This window comes from Nonomuraea monospora (assembly GCF_039531895.1).
Lineage (GTDB): Bacteria > Actinomycetota > Actinomycetes > Streptosporangiales > Streptosporangiaceae > Nonomuraea > Nonomuraea monospora.
In genome coordinates this window covers 271,840-288,583 of the sequence record NZ_BAAAQX010000007.1, presented here as the reverse complement: position 1 = coordinate 288,583, position 16,744 = coordinate 271,840, and the positions used below count along the sequence as shown (strand labels likewise).

Sequence of the window (16,744 nt, the reverse complement as noted above, 5' to 3'; positions counted from 1 at the left end):
CATGACGATCTCAGCGGACGAGCTGCTCACCACGACGCGCAGCGTACGCAAGCGACTCGACCTCACCCGTCCCGTCCCCATGGAGCTGATCAGGGAGTGCCTGGAGATCGCCCTCCAGGCGCCCAGCGGCGGCAACGCCCAGACCTGGCACTGGATCGTGGTCACCGACCCCGGCAAGCGCAAGGCGATCGGCGACTACTACGCGCGCTCGTGGAACACCTACTACGGCTCGGGCGGCTCCGCCAGGCAGCTCTTCAAGGACGACCCGGAGCGCGCGGCCACCCAGCAGCGGGTCTCCGACAGCGCCGCGTACCTGGCCGAGCACCTCGGCGACGTGCCGGTGCACGTCATCGGCTGCATGGCCGTGCCGGGGCTGCCCGAGGGCAACCAGGCCGGGATGTGGGGGTCGCTGCTGCCGGCCGCGTGGAGCTTCATGCTGGCCGCCCGCGCGCGAGGGCTCGGCTCGGCGTGGACGTCGCTGCACCTGGCCTACGAGAGCGAGGTGGCCGAGCTGCTCGGGCTGCCCGCGAACGTCAGGCAGGGCGTGCTGCTGCCCACCGCGTACTACACCGGTGAGACCTTCAAGCCGGCCAAGCGGCAGCCGCTGGACGAGGTGCTGCACATCGACGGCTGGTAAGCCCCGCACGGCGGGAGCACAGTGGAGGTCACGACCGACGTGAGGGAGGGCCCCCGTGATCTCCTTGCCGCTGCTGCCGACGTCGCTGGTCGGGAGCTACGCCCAGCCGGACTGGCTGATCGACCGGGCCGGGCTGGCCGGGCGGTTCCCGCCGCGCGTGCGGGCCAGGGAGCTGTGGCGGATCCCGCCGGAGCTGCTCGGCCAGGCCCAGGACGACGCCACCGAGCTGGCGATCAGGGCGCAGGAGCGGGCCGGGCTGGACATCGTCACCGACGGGGAGATCCGCCGCGAGAGCTACTCCAACCACTTCGCGACCGCCCTGGAGGGCCTCGACCTGGACGACCCGGGCACCGCCCTGGACCGCAGCGGCCATCCGAACCCGGTGCCGCGCATCGTCGGCCCCATCCGGCGGGCCCGGCCTGTCGAGGTGGACGACCTGCTGTTCCTGCGCGCGCACACCGGCCGCGTGGTGAAGATGACGGTGCCGGGGCCGTTCACGATGAGCCAGCAGGCGCAGAACGACTTCTACCCCGACGCCGAGGCCGCCGCCATGGACTACGCGGCAGCCGTCAACGTCGAGATCCGCGACCTGTTCGCCGCCGGGGCCGACATCGTGCAGCTCGACGAGCCGTACATGCAGGCCAGGCCGGACGCGGCGCGCGCGTACGGGCTGGCCGCGCTGAACGCCGCGCTCGACGGGATCACCGGCATGACGGCGGTGCACATCTGCTTCGGGTACGCGGCGATCATCCACGAGCGGCCGGAGGCGTACTCGTTCCTGCCGGAGCTGGCCGGATGCCCGGTGCGGCAGGTGTCGATCGAGACCGCGCAGTCGGGGCTGGACCTCGGGGTGCTGTCCGACCTGAAGGACAAGACGGTGGTGCTCGGCGTGATCGACCTGTCCACGCCCGAGGTGGAGCCCGTGGAGGTGGTGGCGGGGCGGGTGCGCGGGGCGTTCGAGCGGGTGCCGCCCGAGCGGATCGTCATCGCCACGGACTGCGGGATGAAGTACCTGCCCAGGCGTTCGGCGGAGGGCAAGATGCGGGCGATGGCGGGCGCCGCGCGCCTGCTGCGGGAGGAACTGCGCGGATAATCTTAAATCCTCCTGAAATCCCCGCCCGGACCTGGTGCTCCACTTTAGGATCATCGCGCTGACCCCCTGACCCAGCGAGGAGCCCGAAGTGGCAGGAAACGAGCAGGAAAGCGCGCCCGGCGGGATAGACACCAGCAAGCCGAGCGTCGCCCGCGTCTACGACTTCATGCTCGGCGGCAAGGACAACTACGAGGTCGACCGGCACGTGGCGCAGGCGGCGCTGCGGATCGCGCCCGACGCGCCCGAGGCCGCCCTGGCCAACCGCGAGTTCCTCCGCCGCACGGTGCGCTACCTGGCCGCTGACGCGGGCATCCGCCAGTTCCTGGACATCGGCTCCGGCCTGCCCACGCAGGGCAACGTGCACGAGGTCGCCCAGTCCGTCACGCCGGGCGCGCACGTCGTCTACGTCGACCACGACCCCATCGTGCTCGCCCACGGCCGCGCCCTGCTGGCCGTGGACGAGACCACCACGATCGTCGACGCCGACGCCCGCGAGCCCGAGAAGATCCTCGACGACCCGCGCACCCGCGCGCTCATCGACTTCACCGAGCCGGTCGGGCTGCTGCTGTTCGGCCTCCTGCACCACCTCAAGGACGAGGAGGACCCGGCCGGCATCGCCGCCAGGCTCATCCGGCCGCTGGCCGCCGGCAGCCACGTGGTGATCTCGCACTTCCACAACCCGATGCAGGCCCACCCCGAGGTCTCGGAGCAGGCCTTCACGGCGGAGAAGCTCTTCAACGAGCACCTCGGCACCGGCCGGTGGCGCAGGCGCGAGGAGATCCTGGCCTACTTCGACGGGCTGGAGCTGGTGGAGCCCGGCCTGGTGCCGCTCCCGGAATGGCGTCCGGAGACGGGGGACCACCAGGCCGCGCCCGGCATCACGTACCACACCTTCGTCGGCGGCGTGGCACGCAAGCCGTAGCGGAAGCGGGTCAGGCCACCGGCAGCTTGCCGGTGGCGACCACGTCGCGGTACCAGTGGGCGCTGTCCTTCCAGGTGCGCGCCATCGTCTCGCGGTCCACGCGGACGATGCCGAACCGCTTGGCGTAGCCGTGCGCCCACTCGAAGTTGTCCATCAGCGACCACACGAAGTAGCCGCGCACGTCCGCGCCACCCGCGATCGCCTCGCTGACCGCCGTCAGGTGGCGGTGCAGGTAGTCGACGCGGTCGGCGTCGTGCACCACCCCGTCGGCGGAGACCGGGTCGGGGAACGCGGCGCCGTTCTCCGTGATCATCGTCGGCAGGTCGGGGTAGTCGCGGTGCAGGCGCAGCAGCAGCTCGGTCAGGCCGGTCTCGTCGATGTTCCAGCCCATCTCGGTGTACGGGCCGGGCTGCTTGACGAACTCGATGTCCTCGCAGGCGATCCAGGGCGAGGCGGCCCCGTCCTGGTGCCCGTCGGCGGTCTCCCTGGCGCCGCCGCCGTCCCACTGCCGCACCAGCGTCGGGTTGTAGTAGTTGACGCCGAGCACGTCCAGCGGCTGGCAGGCGGCGGCCTCGTCGCCGTCGCGGACGAACGACCAGTCGGTCACCTTCGCCGTGTCGGCGATCAGGTCGCGCGGGTAGGCGCCCTCCAGCATCGGGCCGAGGAAGGCCCGGTTGGCCAGCGCGTCCGCGCGCCGCACCGCGTCGGCGTCACGCTCGGACACGCCGCGCACGTGGTGCAGGTTGAGCGTGACCGACATCTGCGCGCCCCTGGCGGCGGTCGAGCGCAGCGCCTGCACGGCCAGGCCGTGGCCCAGGTTCAGGTGGTGCAGGGCGGCCAGCGCGGCGGCGGCGTCGGTGCGCGCCGGGGCGTGCACGCCGGAGGCGTAGCCCAGGTAGGCCGAGCACCACGGCTCGTTCAGCGTGATCCAGGTGCGGACCCGGTCGCCCAGCTCCTCGCCCATGAGGCGGGCGTACTCGGCGAAGCGCAGCGCCGTCTCGCGCTCCGGCCAGCCGCCCGCGTCCTCCAGCTCCTGCGGCAGGTCCCAGTGGTAGAGCGTGGCCACCGGGGCGATGTCCCTGGCCAGCAGCCCGTCCACGAGCCGGTTGTAGAAGTCCACGCCGGGCCGGTTGAGCGCGCCGCTGCCGCCCGGCTGCACGCGCGGCCAGGAGATGGAGAAGCGGTAGGCGCCGACGCCCAGCCCGGCCAGGAGGTCGAGGTCCTCCTCCAGGCGGTGGTAGTGGTCGCAGGCCTCGTCCCCGGTGTCGCCGTTGGCGACCAGGCCGGGCGTGTGGGAGAAGGTGTCCCAGATGGACGGGCCGCGGCCGTCCTCGTTCCAGGCCCCCTCGACCTGGTAGGCGGCTGTGGCTGTGCCCCACAGGAAGTTCTCGGGGAAGGCAGGCATGTCACTCCTTGACGCTGAGCGTGATCTCGATGTGGTCGGTGTCGGGGGACGCGGCGGCGTGCGCCGACGCGTGCCGGAGGCTCCAGGGGGCCGGTGCGCCGCCGGCCCGGCGGGCGCTCAGCCGGTCGCCCCGGCGGGACACCTCGAAGACGGCCGCGGGGCCGCCGTCGAGCGCGGGGACGGTGACGGCGCGGGTGGCGCCGTCGGCGAGGTGGTAGGCGTCAAGGGTGACGCCGTCGGCGTAGTCGTAGTCGGGCCGGTCGTCGCGGGCGCCGGTCGCGAGCACCGCGCCCGGCCGCACCAGCAGCGGCAGGCTGTCGAACCCGTGCCGCTCGGTACGCCAGCCGGGCCCGCTGACGGTCCCGCCGCCGAGCAGCCGGGTCCACACCCCCTCGGGCACGTAGTACGAGATCTCCCCGTCCGCCGACAGCACGGGCGCCACCAGCAGGTCGGGGCCCAGCATGTACTGGGCGTCCAGGTGCTCGCAGGCCCGGTCACCGGGGAACTCCAGGTGCATGGCCCGCATCATCGGCAGCCCCTCGGCCGCGGCCTGCACGGCGGCCCCGTACAGGTACGGCATCAGCCGCGCCTTGAGCTTGGTGAAGGCCCGCAGCACGTCCACGGACTCCTCGTCGAACAGCCACGGCACCCGGTAGGAGCCGCTGCCGTGCAGGCGGCTGTGCGACGACAGCAGCCCGAACGCCACCCACCGCTTGAACACGGCCGGATCGGGCCGCCCCTCGAAGCCGCCGATGTCGTGGCTCCAGAACCCGAACCCGCCCAGGCCGAGCGACAGCCCGCCGCGCAGCGACTCGGCCATCGCCTCGAACGTCGACTCGCAGTCGCCGCCCCAGTGCACCGGCAGCCGCTGCCCGCCGACCGTGGCCGACCGGGCGAACAGCACCACCTCGCCAGGCCCGCGCCGCTCGGCCAGCACGTCGTGCACGGTCTGGTTGTACAGAAGGCTGTAGTAGTTGTGCATCCGCCCGGGGTCGGAGCCGTCGGCGTAGACCACGTCGGTGGGGACGCGCTCGCCGAAATCGGTCTTGAACGCGTCCACCCCCATGTCGAGCAGCTCGCGCAGCTTGCCCGCGTACCACTCGCGGGCGGCGGGCGAGGTGAAGTCCACCAGCGCGCGCCCGGCCTGCCAGTGATCGTCCTGCCAGACCGTCCCGTCGGGCCTGCGCAGCAGATGCCCGGCCGCCGCGCCCTCCTCGAACAGCTCCGACGCCTGCCCGATGTACGGGTTGATCCACAGGCACACCCGCAGGCCGCGCTCCTTCAACCGGCGCAGCATGCCCTCGGGGTCGGGGAACACCTCCGGGTCCCACGCGAAGTCGCACCACCGGAACCGCCGCATCCAGAAGCAGTCGAAGTGGAAGACGCTCAGCGGCAGGTCCCGCCCGGCCATCCCGTCCACGAACGACGTCACCGTCGCCTCGTCGTAGTCCGTGGTGAACGAGGTGGACAGCCACAGCCCGAACGACCAGGCGGGCGGCAGCGCCGGGCGGCCGGTCAGCGCCGTGTAGCGGCGCAGGATGTCGGCGGGCGACGGGCCGTGGATGATCAGGTACTCCAGGTCGTGCCCCTCGGCGCTGAACTGCACCCGCGACACCGTCTCCGAGCCGACCTCGAACGACACCCTGCCCGGATGGTTGACGAACACCCCGTAACCCCGGTTCGTCAGGTAGAAGGGCACGTTCTTGTAGGCGATCTCGCTGCTGGTGCCGCCGTCCTCGTTCCAGACGTCCACGGACTGGCCGTTGCGGACGAGGGGGCCGAAGCGCTCGCCGAGGCCGTACACCAACTCGCCCACGCTCAGGCGGAGCTGCTCGACCATGAAGTGCCGGTCGCCGGGGTCGCGCATGACGCCCAGGCTCTTGCCCGCGCTGCGGGTCAGCTCCCGGCCGCCCGCGCTGAACGTCATCTCCCACGGCGCGTCCCTGCGCACCCGGACGGTGAGGTCGCCGCTGGTCAGGGCGGCCTCCTCGGCGTCCACGGCGATCTTCACCTCCGGCCGGTCGTCGCGCACGGCGAAGGCGGGGGAGGCCGGCACGGACCCGGCGAAGTGCACCGTGCGGACGCGGATCACGTCCGGCATCGGCGAGGACAGGTCCACCCGCAGGACCGGCCCGTCGATGGTGTCGCCGCGGCGGCTGATCTCCCGCGTCGGCGCGAGGACGCGTAGCGAGCCGTCCCGCGCGGTCACGTCGTGCGCGGCGGCGGCGTAGTCGCCGCGCACGCCCGCCCGCATCCGCCAGTAGCCGTCCTTGAACTTCATGCCGGGACGACCTCCGGGCGCAGGGCGACGACGGCGCGCGGCGCCAGCGTGACGTGATCTTCGGCGGGGGAGCCGGTCAGCAGGTCCACCCCCGGCTCGGGGATCGGCACGCGGACCGTGGCGGCGCCGTGGTTGAGCAGGAACAGCACCTCGCCGCGGCGCACCGCCTCGACGCCCTGCGGCAGGCCGGGCAGCACGCCGCGCACGCCCGCGTCGGCCAGCGCCCGCCCGGCCAGCGCGGACAGCGCGGCGGGCTCGGGCATCGTGCCGACGTACCAGGCGACGCCCTCCCCGGACGGGTGGCGCAGGATCGCCGGCCGCCCGGCCAGGTCGCCCTCGGCGAACTCGGCCACCACCTCGGCGCCCTCCGCCCGCAACAGCTCGGTCCAGTTCTCCGCCTGGAATCCCGCCCCGCCCTGCCAGGAGCAGGCGACGGGCCCCGGCACGGGCTGCCACTCCTCGCCGGAGGCGCCCAGCACCGCGCGCAGCGGCACGGGGAACCTGCCGGTCCGCACGTGCGCGTTCGGGTCCGCGACGCCCGAGAACGGGCCGACCACCAGCACGCCGCCGCCGTTCACGTACGCCGTCAGCGCCGCGGCGTGCTCGTCGCTCACCAGGAACAGGTTCGGCACCACGACCAGCGCGTACGCCGACAGGTCCGCGCCGGGCGGCACCACGTCCACGCTCACCCCGCGCTCGAAGAACGGCACGTAGTAGCTGAGGAGCTGGTCCACCGCGTTGAGCCGGTCGCTGGGCCGGCCGCGCTCTTCGAGCGCCCACCAGCTCTCCCAGCCGAACACCATCGCCACCCGCGCGGGCACCGGCTCGCCCGCCACCCCGGCGAGCGTGCGCAGCTCCTGCCCGTGCTCGCGCACCGCGGCGTGCAGCCGCGTGTCCGCGCCCGCGTGCGGCACCATCGCGGCGTGGAAGCGCTCGGCGCCGAACCGGGAGGCCCGCCACTGGAAGTAGCACAAGCCGTCCGCGCCGCGCGCGACCGCCTGCAGCGACTCCAGCCGGAACTGGCCGGGCGGCTTGGGCAGGTTGTGCTCGCGCCAGTTGACGGCGCTGGTGGACTGCTCCATCAGCAGCCACGGCCGCCCGCCGGCCAGGCCGCGCATCAGGTCGTGGGTGAGGGCCGTCCTGGCCGGGGTGAGCGGGTTGCCCGGCTCCGGATAGCAGTCGTTGGAGACGACGTCCTGCTCGCCGGCGAACGACCAGTAGTCCACCCGCTTGAAGAAGCCCATGAAGTTCGTGGTGACCGGCACGCCCGGGGTGCGGGCGCGCAGGATGTCGCGCTGCTCGCGGAAGTGGCCGAGCAGCTCGCCCGAGCAGAAACGCCACCAGTCGAGGCGCTGGCTGGGGTTGATGATGTACGGGGCGCGGCGCGGCGGCACCACCTCGGCCCAGTCGGCGTAGCCCTGGCTCCAGAACGTGGTGCCCCACGCCTCGTTGAGCGTGGCCAGGTCGCCGTAGCGATCACGCAGCCAGGCGCGGAACGCCGCCGCGGACTCGTCGCAGTGGCAGACCTCGCCGTACTCGTTGCCGACGTGCCACATGGCCAGCGCCGGATGGCCGGCGTACCGCTCGGCCAGCGCGGTCGTGATCGACTGGGAGCGCTCCCGATAAAGGGCCGAAGAAGGGCAGAACTGGTTGCGGGAGCCGTACCAGAGCCGGTGGCCGCCCTCGTCCACCGGCAGGGTCTCCGGCCAGCGGTGCCCCAGCCACGGCGGCGGCGAGGCCGTCGGGATCGCCAGGTCCACCGCGATGCCGTGCCCGCCCATCAGGTCGAGCACCCGGTCCAGCCAGCCGAAGTCGTGCCTGCCCGGCTCCGGCTCCAGCCGCGCCCAGCTGAACACGCCGACCGTCACCAGGTTGACCCCGGCGTCCCGCATCAGCTTGGCGTCCTGCTCCCACACCTCCTCCGGCCACTGCTCCGGGTTGTAGTCCCCGCCGAACAGCAGCCCACGGCCCTCGGTCACCGTGTGCGTCCCGAGTGTCAAGATCCGCCCCCTTCACGCGGTGGCGCGGAGCTGTCCCCGACCACCAGACGGCAGGGCACGAGCCGCTGTCGCGGCGGCCCGTCACCCTGCAACCGGTCAATGAGCATGCGGGCGCCGAGCCGGCCCAGCTCCGTGCTGGGCGGTTCCAGCGTCGTGAGCCGGGGGTGGAACATCTCGGCCACCCGCGCCGACGACAGCACCAGCAGCAGCGTCAGGTCCTCGGGTATGCGCAGGCCGCGCCGGGCCACGGCGGTGATCACGCCGACCGCCGCGCGGTCGTCCATCACGGCCAGCGCCGTCACGTCCGGATGGGCGTCGAGCAGGTCGTCGAACGCCTTGCCGCCCTCCTCGGCCGAGCCGGGACGGAAACCCGCCACGTAGGCCAGCCCCCGTTCCCGCGCGGCCCGGGCGAACTCCTCACCGGCGCGGACGGCGGGGCCGTACCCGGCCGGGTGCCCGTCCTCGGCCAGGTTGAACAGGGCCAGCTTGCGATGCCCCAGCCCGGCCACGTGCGCCACCGCGTCCCTGGCGGTGGCGGCGAAGTCGATGTCGGCGTAGTCGATCGTGCCGGGCTCCCGCGTCCGCCCGATCATCGCGAACGGCACCCCGGCCTCGGCCAGGAACCGTGGCCGCTCGTCGTCCAGCGCCACCTCCATCAGCAGCACCCCGTCCACCAGCCCCAGGCCGGTGAGGTGCCGCAGCTCCTCGATGGGGCCGGCGCTCTCGGGGGACAGCAGCAGGTGATACCCCAGCTCGCCGGCCGCCTCGGCGGCGCCGGTCGCGAACTGCATCTCGGTCAGCCCGAAACCGCCGCGCGGCGCGGGGAACAGCAGGGCCAGGATGCGGGTGCGCTTGCTCTGCAGGCCCCGGGCCAGCAGGTTGGGCCGGTAACCCAGCTCGGCCGCCGCCCGCTCGACCCGCCGCCTGGTCGCCGCCGCCACCGGACGGGTGCCGTTGAGCGCGGCGGACGCGGTGCTCACGGCCACCCGGGCGCGCTCGGCCACGTCACGCAGAGAGGTCATGGTGCTCCGGGGACCGTTGTGGCGGGTCGAAACGTTTCGAACCACGCTAAAGTCCGATTTGCGGGGATGTCAATGGGGTGAATTCGGAGGCCCGAAACTGGGCCTACCGCGCCTCCCCCGCACCGAAGATCGTCACCGCCTTCGTCTGCGTGAAACCGAGCAGCTCCTCCACGCTCTCCTCACGCCCCACCCCCGACGCCTTCACCCCGCCGTACGGCACCCCGGGGAAGTGCCGCGACACCCCGTTCACCCACACGAACCCCGCCTCGAAGCCCGCCGCGAACCGGTGGGCGCGGACCAGGTCGCGGGTCCACACGGATGCGGTCAGGCCGTAATCGACGGCGTTGGCCAGGCGCAGCGCCTCCTCCTCCGTCGCGAACGTCAGCACGCTCAGCACCGGCCCGAAGATCTCCTCGCCGGCCGCGCGCATGTCCTGCGTGACCCCGGTCAGCAGCGTGGGCTCGACGAAGTGGCCCCGGTCGAGGTGCGGGGGGCGCCGGCCGCCGGTGGCGACGACGGCGCCCTCGTCCTCGGCGGTGCGGACGGCGGCCAGGACGCGCGCGGCGTGCGCGGCCGAGACCAGCGGGCCCACGTCCGTGTCAGGGTCGAGGGCCGGGCCGACGCGCAGGGCGCGCATCAGGTCGCGGACCCGCGCCGTCACCTCGCCCGCGATGCTCGCGTGCAGCAGCAGGCGGGAGGTGGAGCCGCACGACTGGCCGGTGCTGGCCGTCAGGTTCATGCCCTGGACGGCGCCCCTGGCGGCGGCCTCCAGGTCGGCGTCGGGGAAGACGACCATGGCGTTCTTGCCGCCCAGCTCCAGCGTGACGTGCTTGACCGCCGCCCAGGCCGCGCCCTCCTGGATGGCCCGGCCCGTGCGTTCGCCGCCGATGAACGCGATGCGCCGGATGCCCGGATGCGCGGCGATGGCCGCCCCCGGGCCGGGGCCGACGCCGGTCACCACGTTCAGCACGCCCGGCGGCAGCGTCCCGCCGAACAGCTCGCCCATGCGCAGCGCCGACAGCGGGGTCTGGTGGGCGGGCTTGACGATGACCGTGTTCCCCGCGACCAGCGGCGCCGCGATCTTCCCCGCCGCGAACATGATCGGATGGTTGAACGGCAGGATCCGCCCGACCACCCCGTACGGCTCGCGCACCGTGTAGTGCAGGTGCTCGGCGCTGGCCGGGATCACCTCGCCGCGCAGCTCCAGCGCGCAGTCGGCGAACAGCTCCAGCGACTCCGCGGCCCGCTCCACGTCCAGCAGCATCTCCCGGTACGGGCTGCCCAGGTCGAGGGCGTCCAGGGTGGCCAGCTCCTCCCGGTGCTCGCGCAGCGTCGCGGCCAGGCGGCGCAGGATCGCGGCCCGCTCGCGCGGCGGCGTGGCGCGCCAGGCGGGGAACGCGCGGGCCGCCGCCTGGTAGGCCGCCTCCACGTCGTCCTTGCCGCCGTCGGGCACGCGGGCGAGGTACCCCTCCGTGCTGGGGTCGGCCACCTCGTACGTGCGCCCGCTGACGCTCGTCACCAGCGCGCCGCCGACCAGCATGCGCCACTGATGATCACGCGGGCTCTTCACCGGGGCCTGCCCGCGGGCAGCGGGACGACGCCCGGGGGCAGGCCCTCGTGCCGGTCCTGCACGACGTCCACGATCGCCGGCTTTCCTGACGCGAGGGCCCGCTCCAGGGCGGGTACGAGGTCGGCGCCGCAGGTCACGCGCTCACCGTGGGCGCCGTGCAGCCGGGCGAAACCGGCCAGATCTGGGTTGTCATAGAAGACTCCGAAATATCGGGCTTGGTGGGCGGTGCGCTGGCGGTCCCTGGTGTTGCCGTACGCGTAGTTGTTCGCCACCACGGTGACCACCGGGATGCTCTCGCGGACGGCCGTCTCCAGGTCCTGAGCCACCATCCAGAAGCTGCCGTCACCGCTGAGGCAGATCACCCGCTCGTGGGGGCGGGCGAGCTGGATGCCGAGAGCCGCGGGGAAACCCCAGGCCATCGCGCCGCCCGAGGAGGCGAAGTGGCTGCCGGGGCGGGTGAAGTCGAGGTGGCGCTGGATCCAGACGCCGGTGCTGGGGGCGTCCACGACCAGGGTGGCGGGGGTGCGGGTGAGCGTCTCGGCGAGGGCGCGGACGAGGGCCGCCGTCGCGACCGTGCCGGGGGGTGGCGGGGCGGCGTCGGGGAGGCGGCGGTCGCGGGTGTAGGCGGCGCGGAGTCCGCGCAGCCAGTCCGGTGCGGACGCGGTGCCGTTCATCGCGGTGAGGAGGTCGGCCGCCGCCAGGGTCGCGTCGGCGTGCAGGGCGATCTCCGGCGGGTACACCTTGCCCAGCTCGTCCGGGTCGATGTCCACGTGCACGAGTCGGGTGCCGGGGGAGAGCAGCGTCCAGCGCTTGGTGGTGAACTCCGAGAAGCGGCAGCCGAGCGCCAGGAGCGCGTCCGCCTCCTTGATCGCGCGCTCGGTGGCGGGGAGGGCGCCCGCGCCGAGGGATCCCAGGAAGTTCGGGTGGTCGTTGGGGAACTGGTTCTTGCGCGACCAGGTGGTGACGGCGGGCGCGCCGAGCTTTTCCACCAGAGAGGTGATGGGGGCGGGGAAGCCGCTCACGTCTGGGCCGTTCGCGGCGGGGAAGCCGCCCGCGTCCGGATCGCCCGCTGCGGGGGCCGTGCGGACCCCGCCGCCGATGAGCACGGCGGGGCGCTCGGCCTGGGCGAGGACGCGGGCGGCGGTCCTGGCGTCCGCGGCTGCCGGGCGGGGCAGGCCGGGACGGAAGCGGGGCTGCGGCCGGGCCTCGACGCCGGCGCGCAGCACGTCCAAGGGCAGCGACACCAGCACGGGCCCGGGACGGCCCGACACGGCCCGGCGGACCGCGCGCTGCAGCAGCTCGGGAATGCGGTCGGCGCGGTCGATCTGCACCTGCCACCGGGTGATCGGCCGGAACAGCGTCAGCACGTCCAGCTCCTCGAACGCGCCGCGCCCCGCCACGTCCCCCGGCACCTGCCCGACGAGGGCGAGCAGCGGGACGGACTCGTCGAAGGCGTTGCCCACGGCGGTGGCCAGGTTCATCGCGCCGGGGCCGCGCGAGGCGACGCACACCCCGAGCCGGCCGGAACCGCGGGAGAAGCCGTCGGCCATCGAGGCGGCCACCTGCTCGTGCCGGACCGACAGGTAGCGGATCCCGTCCTGGCGGGCGAGCGCGTCGAGCAGGTCCATGATCGTGGTGCCCGGGATCCCGTACACCTGGGAGACGCCCTCCGCGGCGAGCACCTCCACCACGAGTCCGGCCCCGTTCACGTCAGATCACCACGAAGATCAGCCAGGTGGCGAGCGGCGCGACCAGCACCATCGAGAAGCCCCACTTGACCAGCCCCCGGTACAGGCCTTCGCGCTCACGTTCGGGCGCGCCGGCGACGGTGAGCGCGCCGATCGAGGAGAACGGCGTCGCGTCCACGGCGGTGGCCGAGATGGCCAGCGCGACGACCACGCCGGTCACGTCCACGGCGCCGCTCAGCAGGAGCGGCACGGCCAGCGGGATCATCGCGCCGAGCACCCCGATGCTGGAGGCGAACGCCGAGGTGAGGCCGGCGATGAGGCACAGGATCAGGGCGGCGAGCAGCGGGGTGCCGATGCCGGCGACGCTGTCGCCGATCCACTTGACGGTGCCCATGCGCTGCATCAGCGCCACGTACGTGACGACGCCGCAGATGAGCAGGACGGTGTTCCAGCTCACCCTGGACAGCGCGCCCTCGCTGGAGGCGGGGAACAGCAGGTGCAGGGTGAGCGCCGCCGTCACCGCGAGCACGCCGATCTCCAGGCCGAAGCCGAGCGCGCCGACGCCGACCCCGGCGATGGCCAGCAGGGTGACGTTGCGCACGACGGGGGAGGGAGCGTCGCCGCCGCCGGCCGCGGCCGAGGGAGGGGTTGCCGGATGACCGGCGGCGGCGACTTCCACCCCGGAGCCGCCGTCTCGGGGCGGCCCCGGGGAGATCTCGGCGTCGGGCTCGGGGGAGGGCTCGGCGCCAGGCCACGGGAGGGCTGCAGTGCGGGGCTCCTTCATCAGCGCGCGCCCGCCGAACAGCAGGAACGTGGCCGCTCCGAGCGCCAGGCTGAACACGAAGTTGCCCACCCACGGCCACACCGGATCCACCACCAGCCCGTTGCGCTCCACGGTGCCGTTCACGATGACGCCCAGCACGTTCAACGGCGAGAAGTTGCCCGAGTTGGAGCCGTGGATCACCATCAGCCCGGCCAGCCGCGCGTTGATCCGGTGCCGCTCGGCCAGCCGCAGCGCGATCGGCGCCAGCAGCGCCACCCCGGCGGGCCCGGCCGCGCCGGCGGTGGTGGGGATGGCCGCCAGCCCGAACAGCACCCACGGGACGGCGGCGCGGTTCCCGCGCACCAGCCGGGCCGCGGAGTCGACCAGCCAGCCGATGGTGCCGTTCACGGTGGCGAGGCCGAACAGGTACGTCACGCCGAACAGCAGGATGAACACGTCGATGGGGAACCCGGAGACGGCGGTGTCGAAGTCCTCGCCGGCCGCCAGCAGCCCCACGCCGAACGTCGCCACCAGGGCCACCGCGCCGAGGTTGACCGGCCGCAGCGTGCCGATCACGAACACCGCGAGCAGAACGATGACGGAGACGACGTGCAGGGACATCGACGATCCTCCTCGCGTGCCGGACGCGACGCGCAGGCTGACCGTAGATCGGGGTCAGAATGTGTGTCAATAGTGACTTACTTCGGGAGGGTGCCGCCGTCCTCCAGCCGGTCGATCAGCTCCAGGCCGCGCTCGGCCCACTCGATCTCCGTCCTGGCGCGGGCGACGAGCCCCCGGTAGGCGTGCACCTTGTAGGCCACGATGGCGTCGTGCGACTCGGCGGGCGAGCCGGCCAGGCGGCGCCGCAGCAGCGCGGTCTCCCGGCGGGCGAGCTGGTCGACGTGCAGCTCGTAGCGGTCGCGCAGCGCCTCGTAGTGCGCCCGGTGGGCTCTGAGCTGGGTGCGCGCCTCCTGGAAGGAGCCGTACTCCAGGTAGGTGGCCTTCACGTACGCGGAGTCGCGCATCGCGGGCGGCTCCTCCACCTCGCGCACCCACCGCCGCAGCTCGGCCAGGCCCGACTCGGTCAGCGTGTAGGCCCGCTTGGTGGCCAGCGCCTTGTCGCCCCTGGCCAGCGTCCGCGCGACGACCAGCCCGCCGGACTCCAGGCGGCGCAGCTCGGTGTAGATCTGCGAGTGCTGGGCGTGCCACACGTACGCCACCGACTGGTCGAACTGCTTGGCCAGCTCGTAGCCGGTCATCGCGCCGGCCTCCAGCAGGGCGAGCAGTGCGTGACGCAGCGACATGGGCACAAGTATGTCATAGTTGACATAAATTCCACGGGAGGTGCGTGAGGTGATGGCCGAGCTGTCCCTGTCGTTCGCGTGCTGGGACTACGACCGCACCAGGGCGCTGCGCGAGGGCCGGGTCAAGCCGGAGGGCATTGAGCTCAACCAGCTCACGCTGCCGGTCGAGGAGACGTTCTACCGGCAGCTCAGGCACCGGGAGTTCGACGTCAGCGAGATGAGCCTGTCGTCGTACGTGCTCACGCTGAACGAGCCCGAGCCGCCGTTCGTCGCGCTGCCCGTCTTCCCCTCCCGCTTCTTCCGGCACCAGTCGATCTACGTCAACGCGCGCAGCGGCGTCGAACGCCCGGAGGACCTGGCGGGCAAGCGGGTCGGCGTGCCCGAGTACCAGATGACGGCCGCCGTGTGGCAGCGCGGGATCCTGGCCGAGCACCACGGCCTGCCGGTGGACGCGGTCACGTACTGGACCGGCGGGCTCGAGCAGGCGGGGCGGGAGGAGAAGCTCCCGCTCGACCTGCCCGAGCACATCCGCGTGCGGCCCATCCCACCTGGCGCGACCCTGTCGGAGATGCTCGCCGCGGGCGAGCTGGACGCGCTCTACAGCGCCGCGCAGCCGTCGTGCTTCGGCCGCGAGCCCGCCGTCAGGCACCTGTTCCCCGACTTCAAGCGGGTCGAGCAGGACTACTTCCGCCGCACCAGAATCTTCCCGATCATGCACGTGGTGGTGGTCAGGCGGGAGCTGTACGAGCGGCACCCGTGGATCGCGCGCTCGCTCTACAAGGCGTTCGACGAGTCGCTGCGCCTGGCGCTGGAGGACCTCCTGCACCGCAACGCGCTCAAGGTCATGCTGCCCTGGCTGCACGACCACGTCCGCGAGACGCTCGACGTGCTCGGCGACGGCTACTGGGCCTACGGCCTGGAGCCCAACCGGCACGTGCTCGGCCGCTTCGCCGCCTACTCCCACGAGCAGGGGCTGGCCGCGCGCCGGTGGGCGCCCGAGCAGATCGTGCTCGGTCAGGCCTCCGAGAGCTACGTGCTCTAGTACACGTACGGCCAGCCGGCCGAGTCCCAGCCGAGCAGGTTGATCCCCAGCTTGGGCGTGCCGTTCGCGTTGCCGTCGTAGTAGTGGTAGACGAGCAGGTCGCCGTCCACGTCGGACATGACGCTCTGCCCGCCGGGCCCGACGACGCTGCCGTGGGTCTCCAGCACCATCGTGCCGCCGCCGCTCAGCATCGACCTGCCCGAGCGGTCGGTGTACGGCCCTGTGGGGCTGGTCGAGCGGCCGACCTTGATCTTGTAGGTGCTGTCGAGGCCCGCGCAGCAGCGGTCGTAGGAGGCGAACAGGTAGTAGTAGGAGCCGTGCCGGACGATGTCCGGCGCCTCGACCGCGTACGGGGCGTCGGGGCGGGTGGCCAGGTGGTGGAGGGTGCGGTCGGAGGAGTGCCGCTTGCCGGTCGCCGGGTCGAGCCGGATCATGCGGATGCCCGTCCAGTACGAGCCGAAGCTTAGCCACCACCGGCCGGAGGCGTCCACGAGCAGGTTCGGGTCGATGGCGTTGTGGTCGTTGCTGGTGGTGGTGGCGTAGACGACGCCCTGGTCGGCCCACGAGCCGGGCTGCCCGGTCGAGCTGGTGGCCAGGCCGATCGCGGAGTTGTTGGAGCCGAAGCTGGAGACCGCGTAGTACATGAGGTATCTCCCGCCCTGCTGGGAGATGTCCGGCGCCCACGGGTCGTTGCCGGAGGAGTAGGTCCGCCACCACGAGGGCGGCGTGCGGAAGGCCGAGCCGGCCCGGGTGAAGGTGATCCGGTCGGTGGAGGTGCGGGCCTCCAGGTAGCCGTGCGTGGAGTACAGCACGTAGCCGGACGAGGTGCGGATCATGGTGGGGTCGTGCACGACGACGTCGCCGGCGACCCTGCCGGGGTTGGGGTAGGCGAACGAGGCGCCCATGAGCGCCAGCGCGGCGGCGGCGGTGGCGGCGAGACGGAACAGGCGGCGCAAGAGTCCTCCTCGGGTGGGGTGGGACGCTGCGCCGGCGCGTCGCAGGCAATGTAGGCGCGGG

13 protein-coding genes are annotated in these 16,744 nt (G+C 73.0%); 4 read left to right on the top strand and 9 right to left on the bottom strand.

The genetic code is table 11. The annotated features are described in order from the left end of the window. The first annotated feature begins 1 nt into the window (after position 1). From ABD331_RS16595 to ABD331_RS16585, 3 genes are all read left to right on the top strand, one after another. The gene (locus ABD331_RS16595) at positions 2-637 is read left to right on the top strand and encodes a nitroreductase family protein (protein ID WP_344475487.1); all 636 of its coding nucleotides are present in this window, start codon (positions 2-4) and stop codon (positions 635-637) included. Positions 638-692: 55 nt separating this feature from the next. Further along, positions 693-1,730 carry a hypothetical protein gene (locus ABD331_RS16590; protein WP_344475485.1) on the top strand — a complete coding sequence of 346 codons (1,038 nt, stop codon included), beginning with the start codon at positions 693-695 and terminating at the stop codon, positions 1,728-1,730. An 88-nt stretch (positions 1,731-1,818) separates the two neighbouring features. Further along, positions 1,819-2,652 (top strand): SAM-dependent methyltransferase, encoded by an 834-nt coding sequence (locus ABD331_RS16585; protein ID WP_344475484.1) that lies wholly within the window; start codon positions 1,819-1,821, stop codon positions 2,650-2,652. 10 nt (positions 2,653-2,662) lie between these two features. Here the strand turns inward: ABD331_RS16585 and ABD331_RS16580 are convergent, their stop codons facing one another. From ABD331_RS16580 to ABD331_RS16545, 8 genes are all read right to left on the bottom strand, one after another. Beyond that, on the bottom strand, positions 2,663-4,057 hold the full coding sequence (locus tag ABD331_RS16580) for a GH1 family beta-glucosidase (protein WP_344475482.1): 1,395 nt from the start codon (positions 4,055-4,057) through the stop codon (positions 2,663-2,665). 1 nt (position 4,058) lies between these two features. Continuing rightward, positions 4,059-6,338, bottom strand: a complete 2,280-nt coding sequence (gene yicI, locus ABD331_RS16575) for an alpha-xylosidase (protein WP_344475480.1) — start codon at positions 6,336-6,338, stop codon at positions 4,059-4,061. Next, positions 6,335-8,338, bottom strand: a complete 2,004-nt coding sequence (locus tag ABD331_RS16570) for a beta-galactosidase (RefSeq protein WP_344475479.1) — start codon at positions 8,336-8,338, stop codon at positions 6,335-6,337. The genes yicI and ABD331_RS16570 overlap by 4 nt, the downstream gene beginning before the upstream one ends. Then, positions 8,335-9,360: a LacI family DNA-binding transcriptional regulator gene (locus ABD331_RS16565; protein ID WP_344475477.1), complete on the bottom strand. Its 1,026-nt coding sequence runs from the start codon at positions 9,358-9,360 to the stop codon at positions 8,335-8,337. Before ABD331_RS16565 ends, ABD331_RS16570 begins: the two co-directional genes overlap by 4 nt. A gap of 103 nt (positions 9,361-9,463) precedes the next feature. Further along, on the bottom strand, positions 9,464-10,930 hold the full coding sequence (locus ABD331_RS16560) for an aldehyde dehydrogenase family protein (RefSeq protein WP_344475475.1): 1,467 nt from the start codon (positions 10,928-10,930) through the stop codon (positions 9,464-9,466). Beyond that, entirely contained in the window at positions 10,927-12,639 is a 1,713-nt protein-coding gene (locus ABD331_RS16555; protein WP_344475473.1) for a thiamine pyrophosphate-binding protein, read from the bottom strand. The genes ABD331_RS16560 and ABD331_RS16555 overlap by 4 nt, the downstream gene beginning before the upstream one ends. A 1-nt stretch (position 12,640) precedes the next feature. Further along, the gene (locus ABD331_RS16550) at positions 12,641-14,002 is read right to left on the bottom strand and encodes an SLC13 family permease (RefSeq protein WP_344475471.1); all 1,362 of its coding nucleotides are present in this window, start codon (positions 14,000-14,002) and stop codon (positions 12,641-12,643) included. A 77-nt stretch (positions 14,003-14,079) separates the two neighbouring features. Continuing rightward, positions 14,080-14,685 (bottom strand): PadR family transcriptional regulator, encoded by a 606-nt coding sequence (locus ABD331_RS16545; protein ID WP_344475469.1) that lies wholly within the window; start codon positions 14,683-14,685, stop codon positions 14,080-14,082. 40 nt (positions 14,686-14,725) lie between these two features. Here ABD331_RS16545 and ABD331_RS16540 point away from each other — a divergent pair, with 40 nt between their 5' ends. Then, positions 14,726-15,727 carry an ABC transporter substrate-binding protein gene (locus tag ABD331_RS16540; protein ID WP_344475468.1) on the top strand — a complete coding sequence of 334 codons (1,002 nt, stop codon included), beginning with the start codon at positions 14,726-14,728 and terminating at the stop codon, positions 15,725-15,727. Here ABD331_RS16540 and ABD331_RS16535 read toward each other — a convergent pair. Next, on the bottom strand, positions 15,724-16,683 hold the full coding sequence (locus tag ABD331_RS16535; protein ID WP_344475466.1) for an arabinan endo-1,5-alpha-L-arabinosidase: 960 nt from the start codon (positions 16,681-16,683) through the stop codon (positions 15,724-15,726). The two genes, ABD331_RS16540 and ABD331_RS16535, sit on opposite strands and share 4 nt — an antisense overlap. Between the last annotated feature and the right edge of the window lie 61 nt (positions 16,684-16,744).

What these genes read in the sequence shown, in the direction of transcription:
- ABD331_RS16595 (WP_344475487.1), top strand. Translation starts at nt 2, where the DNA reads ATGACGATCTCAGCGGACGAGCTGCTCACCACGACGCGCAGCGTACGC.
- ABD331_RS16580 (WP_344475482.1), bottom strand. Translation starts at nt 4,057, where the DNA reads ATGCCTGCCTTCCCCGAGAACTTCCTGTGGGGCACAGCCACAGCCGCC.
- yicI (WP_344475480.1), bottom strand. Translation starts at nt 6,338, where the DNA reads ATGAAGTTCAAGGACGGCTACTGGCGGATGCGGGCGGGCGTGCGCGGC.
- ABD331_RS16565 (WP_344475477.1), bottom strand. Translation starts at nt 9,360, where the DNA reads ATGACCTCTCTGCGTGACGTGGCCGAGCGCGCCCGGGTGGCCGTGAGC.
- ABD331_RS16550 (WP_344475471.1), bottom strand. Translation starts at nt 14,002, where the DNA reads ATGTCCCTGCACGTCGTCTCCGTCATCGTTCTGCTCGCGGTGTTCGTG.
- ABD331_RS16545 (WP_344475469.1), bottom strand. Translation starts at nt 14,685, where the DNA reads ATGTCGCTGCGTCACGCACTGCTCGCCCTGCTGGAGGCCGGCGCGATG.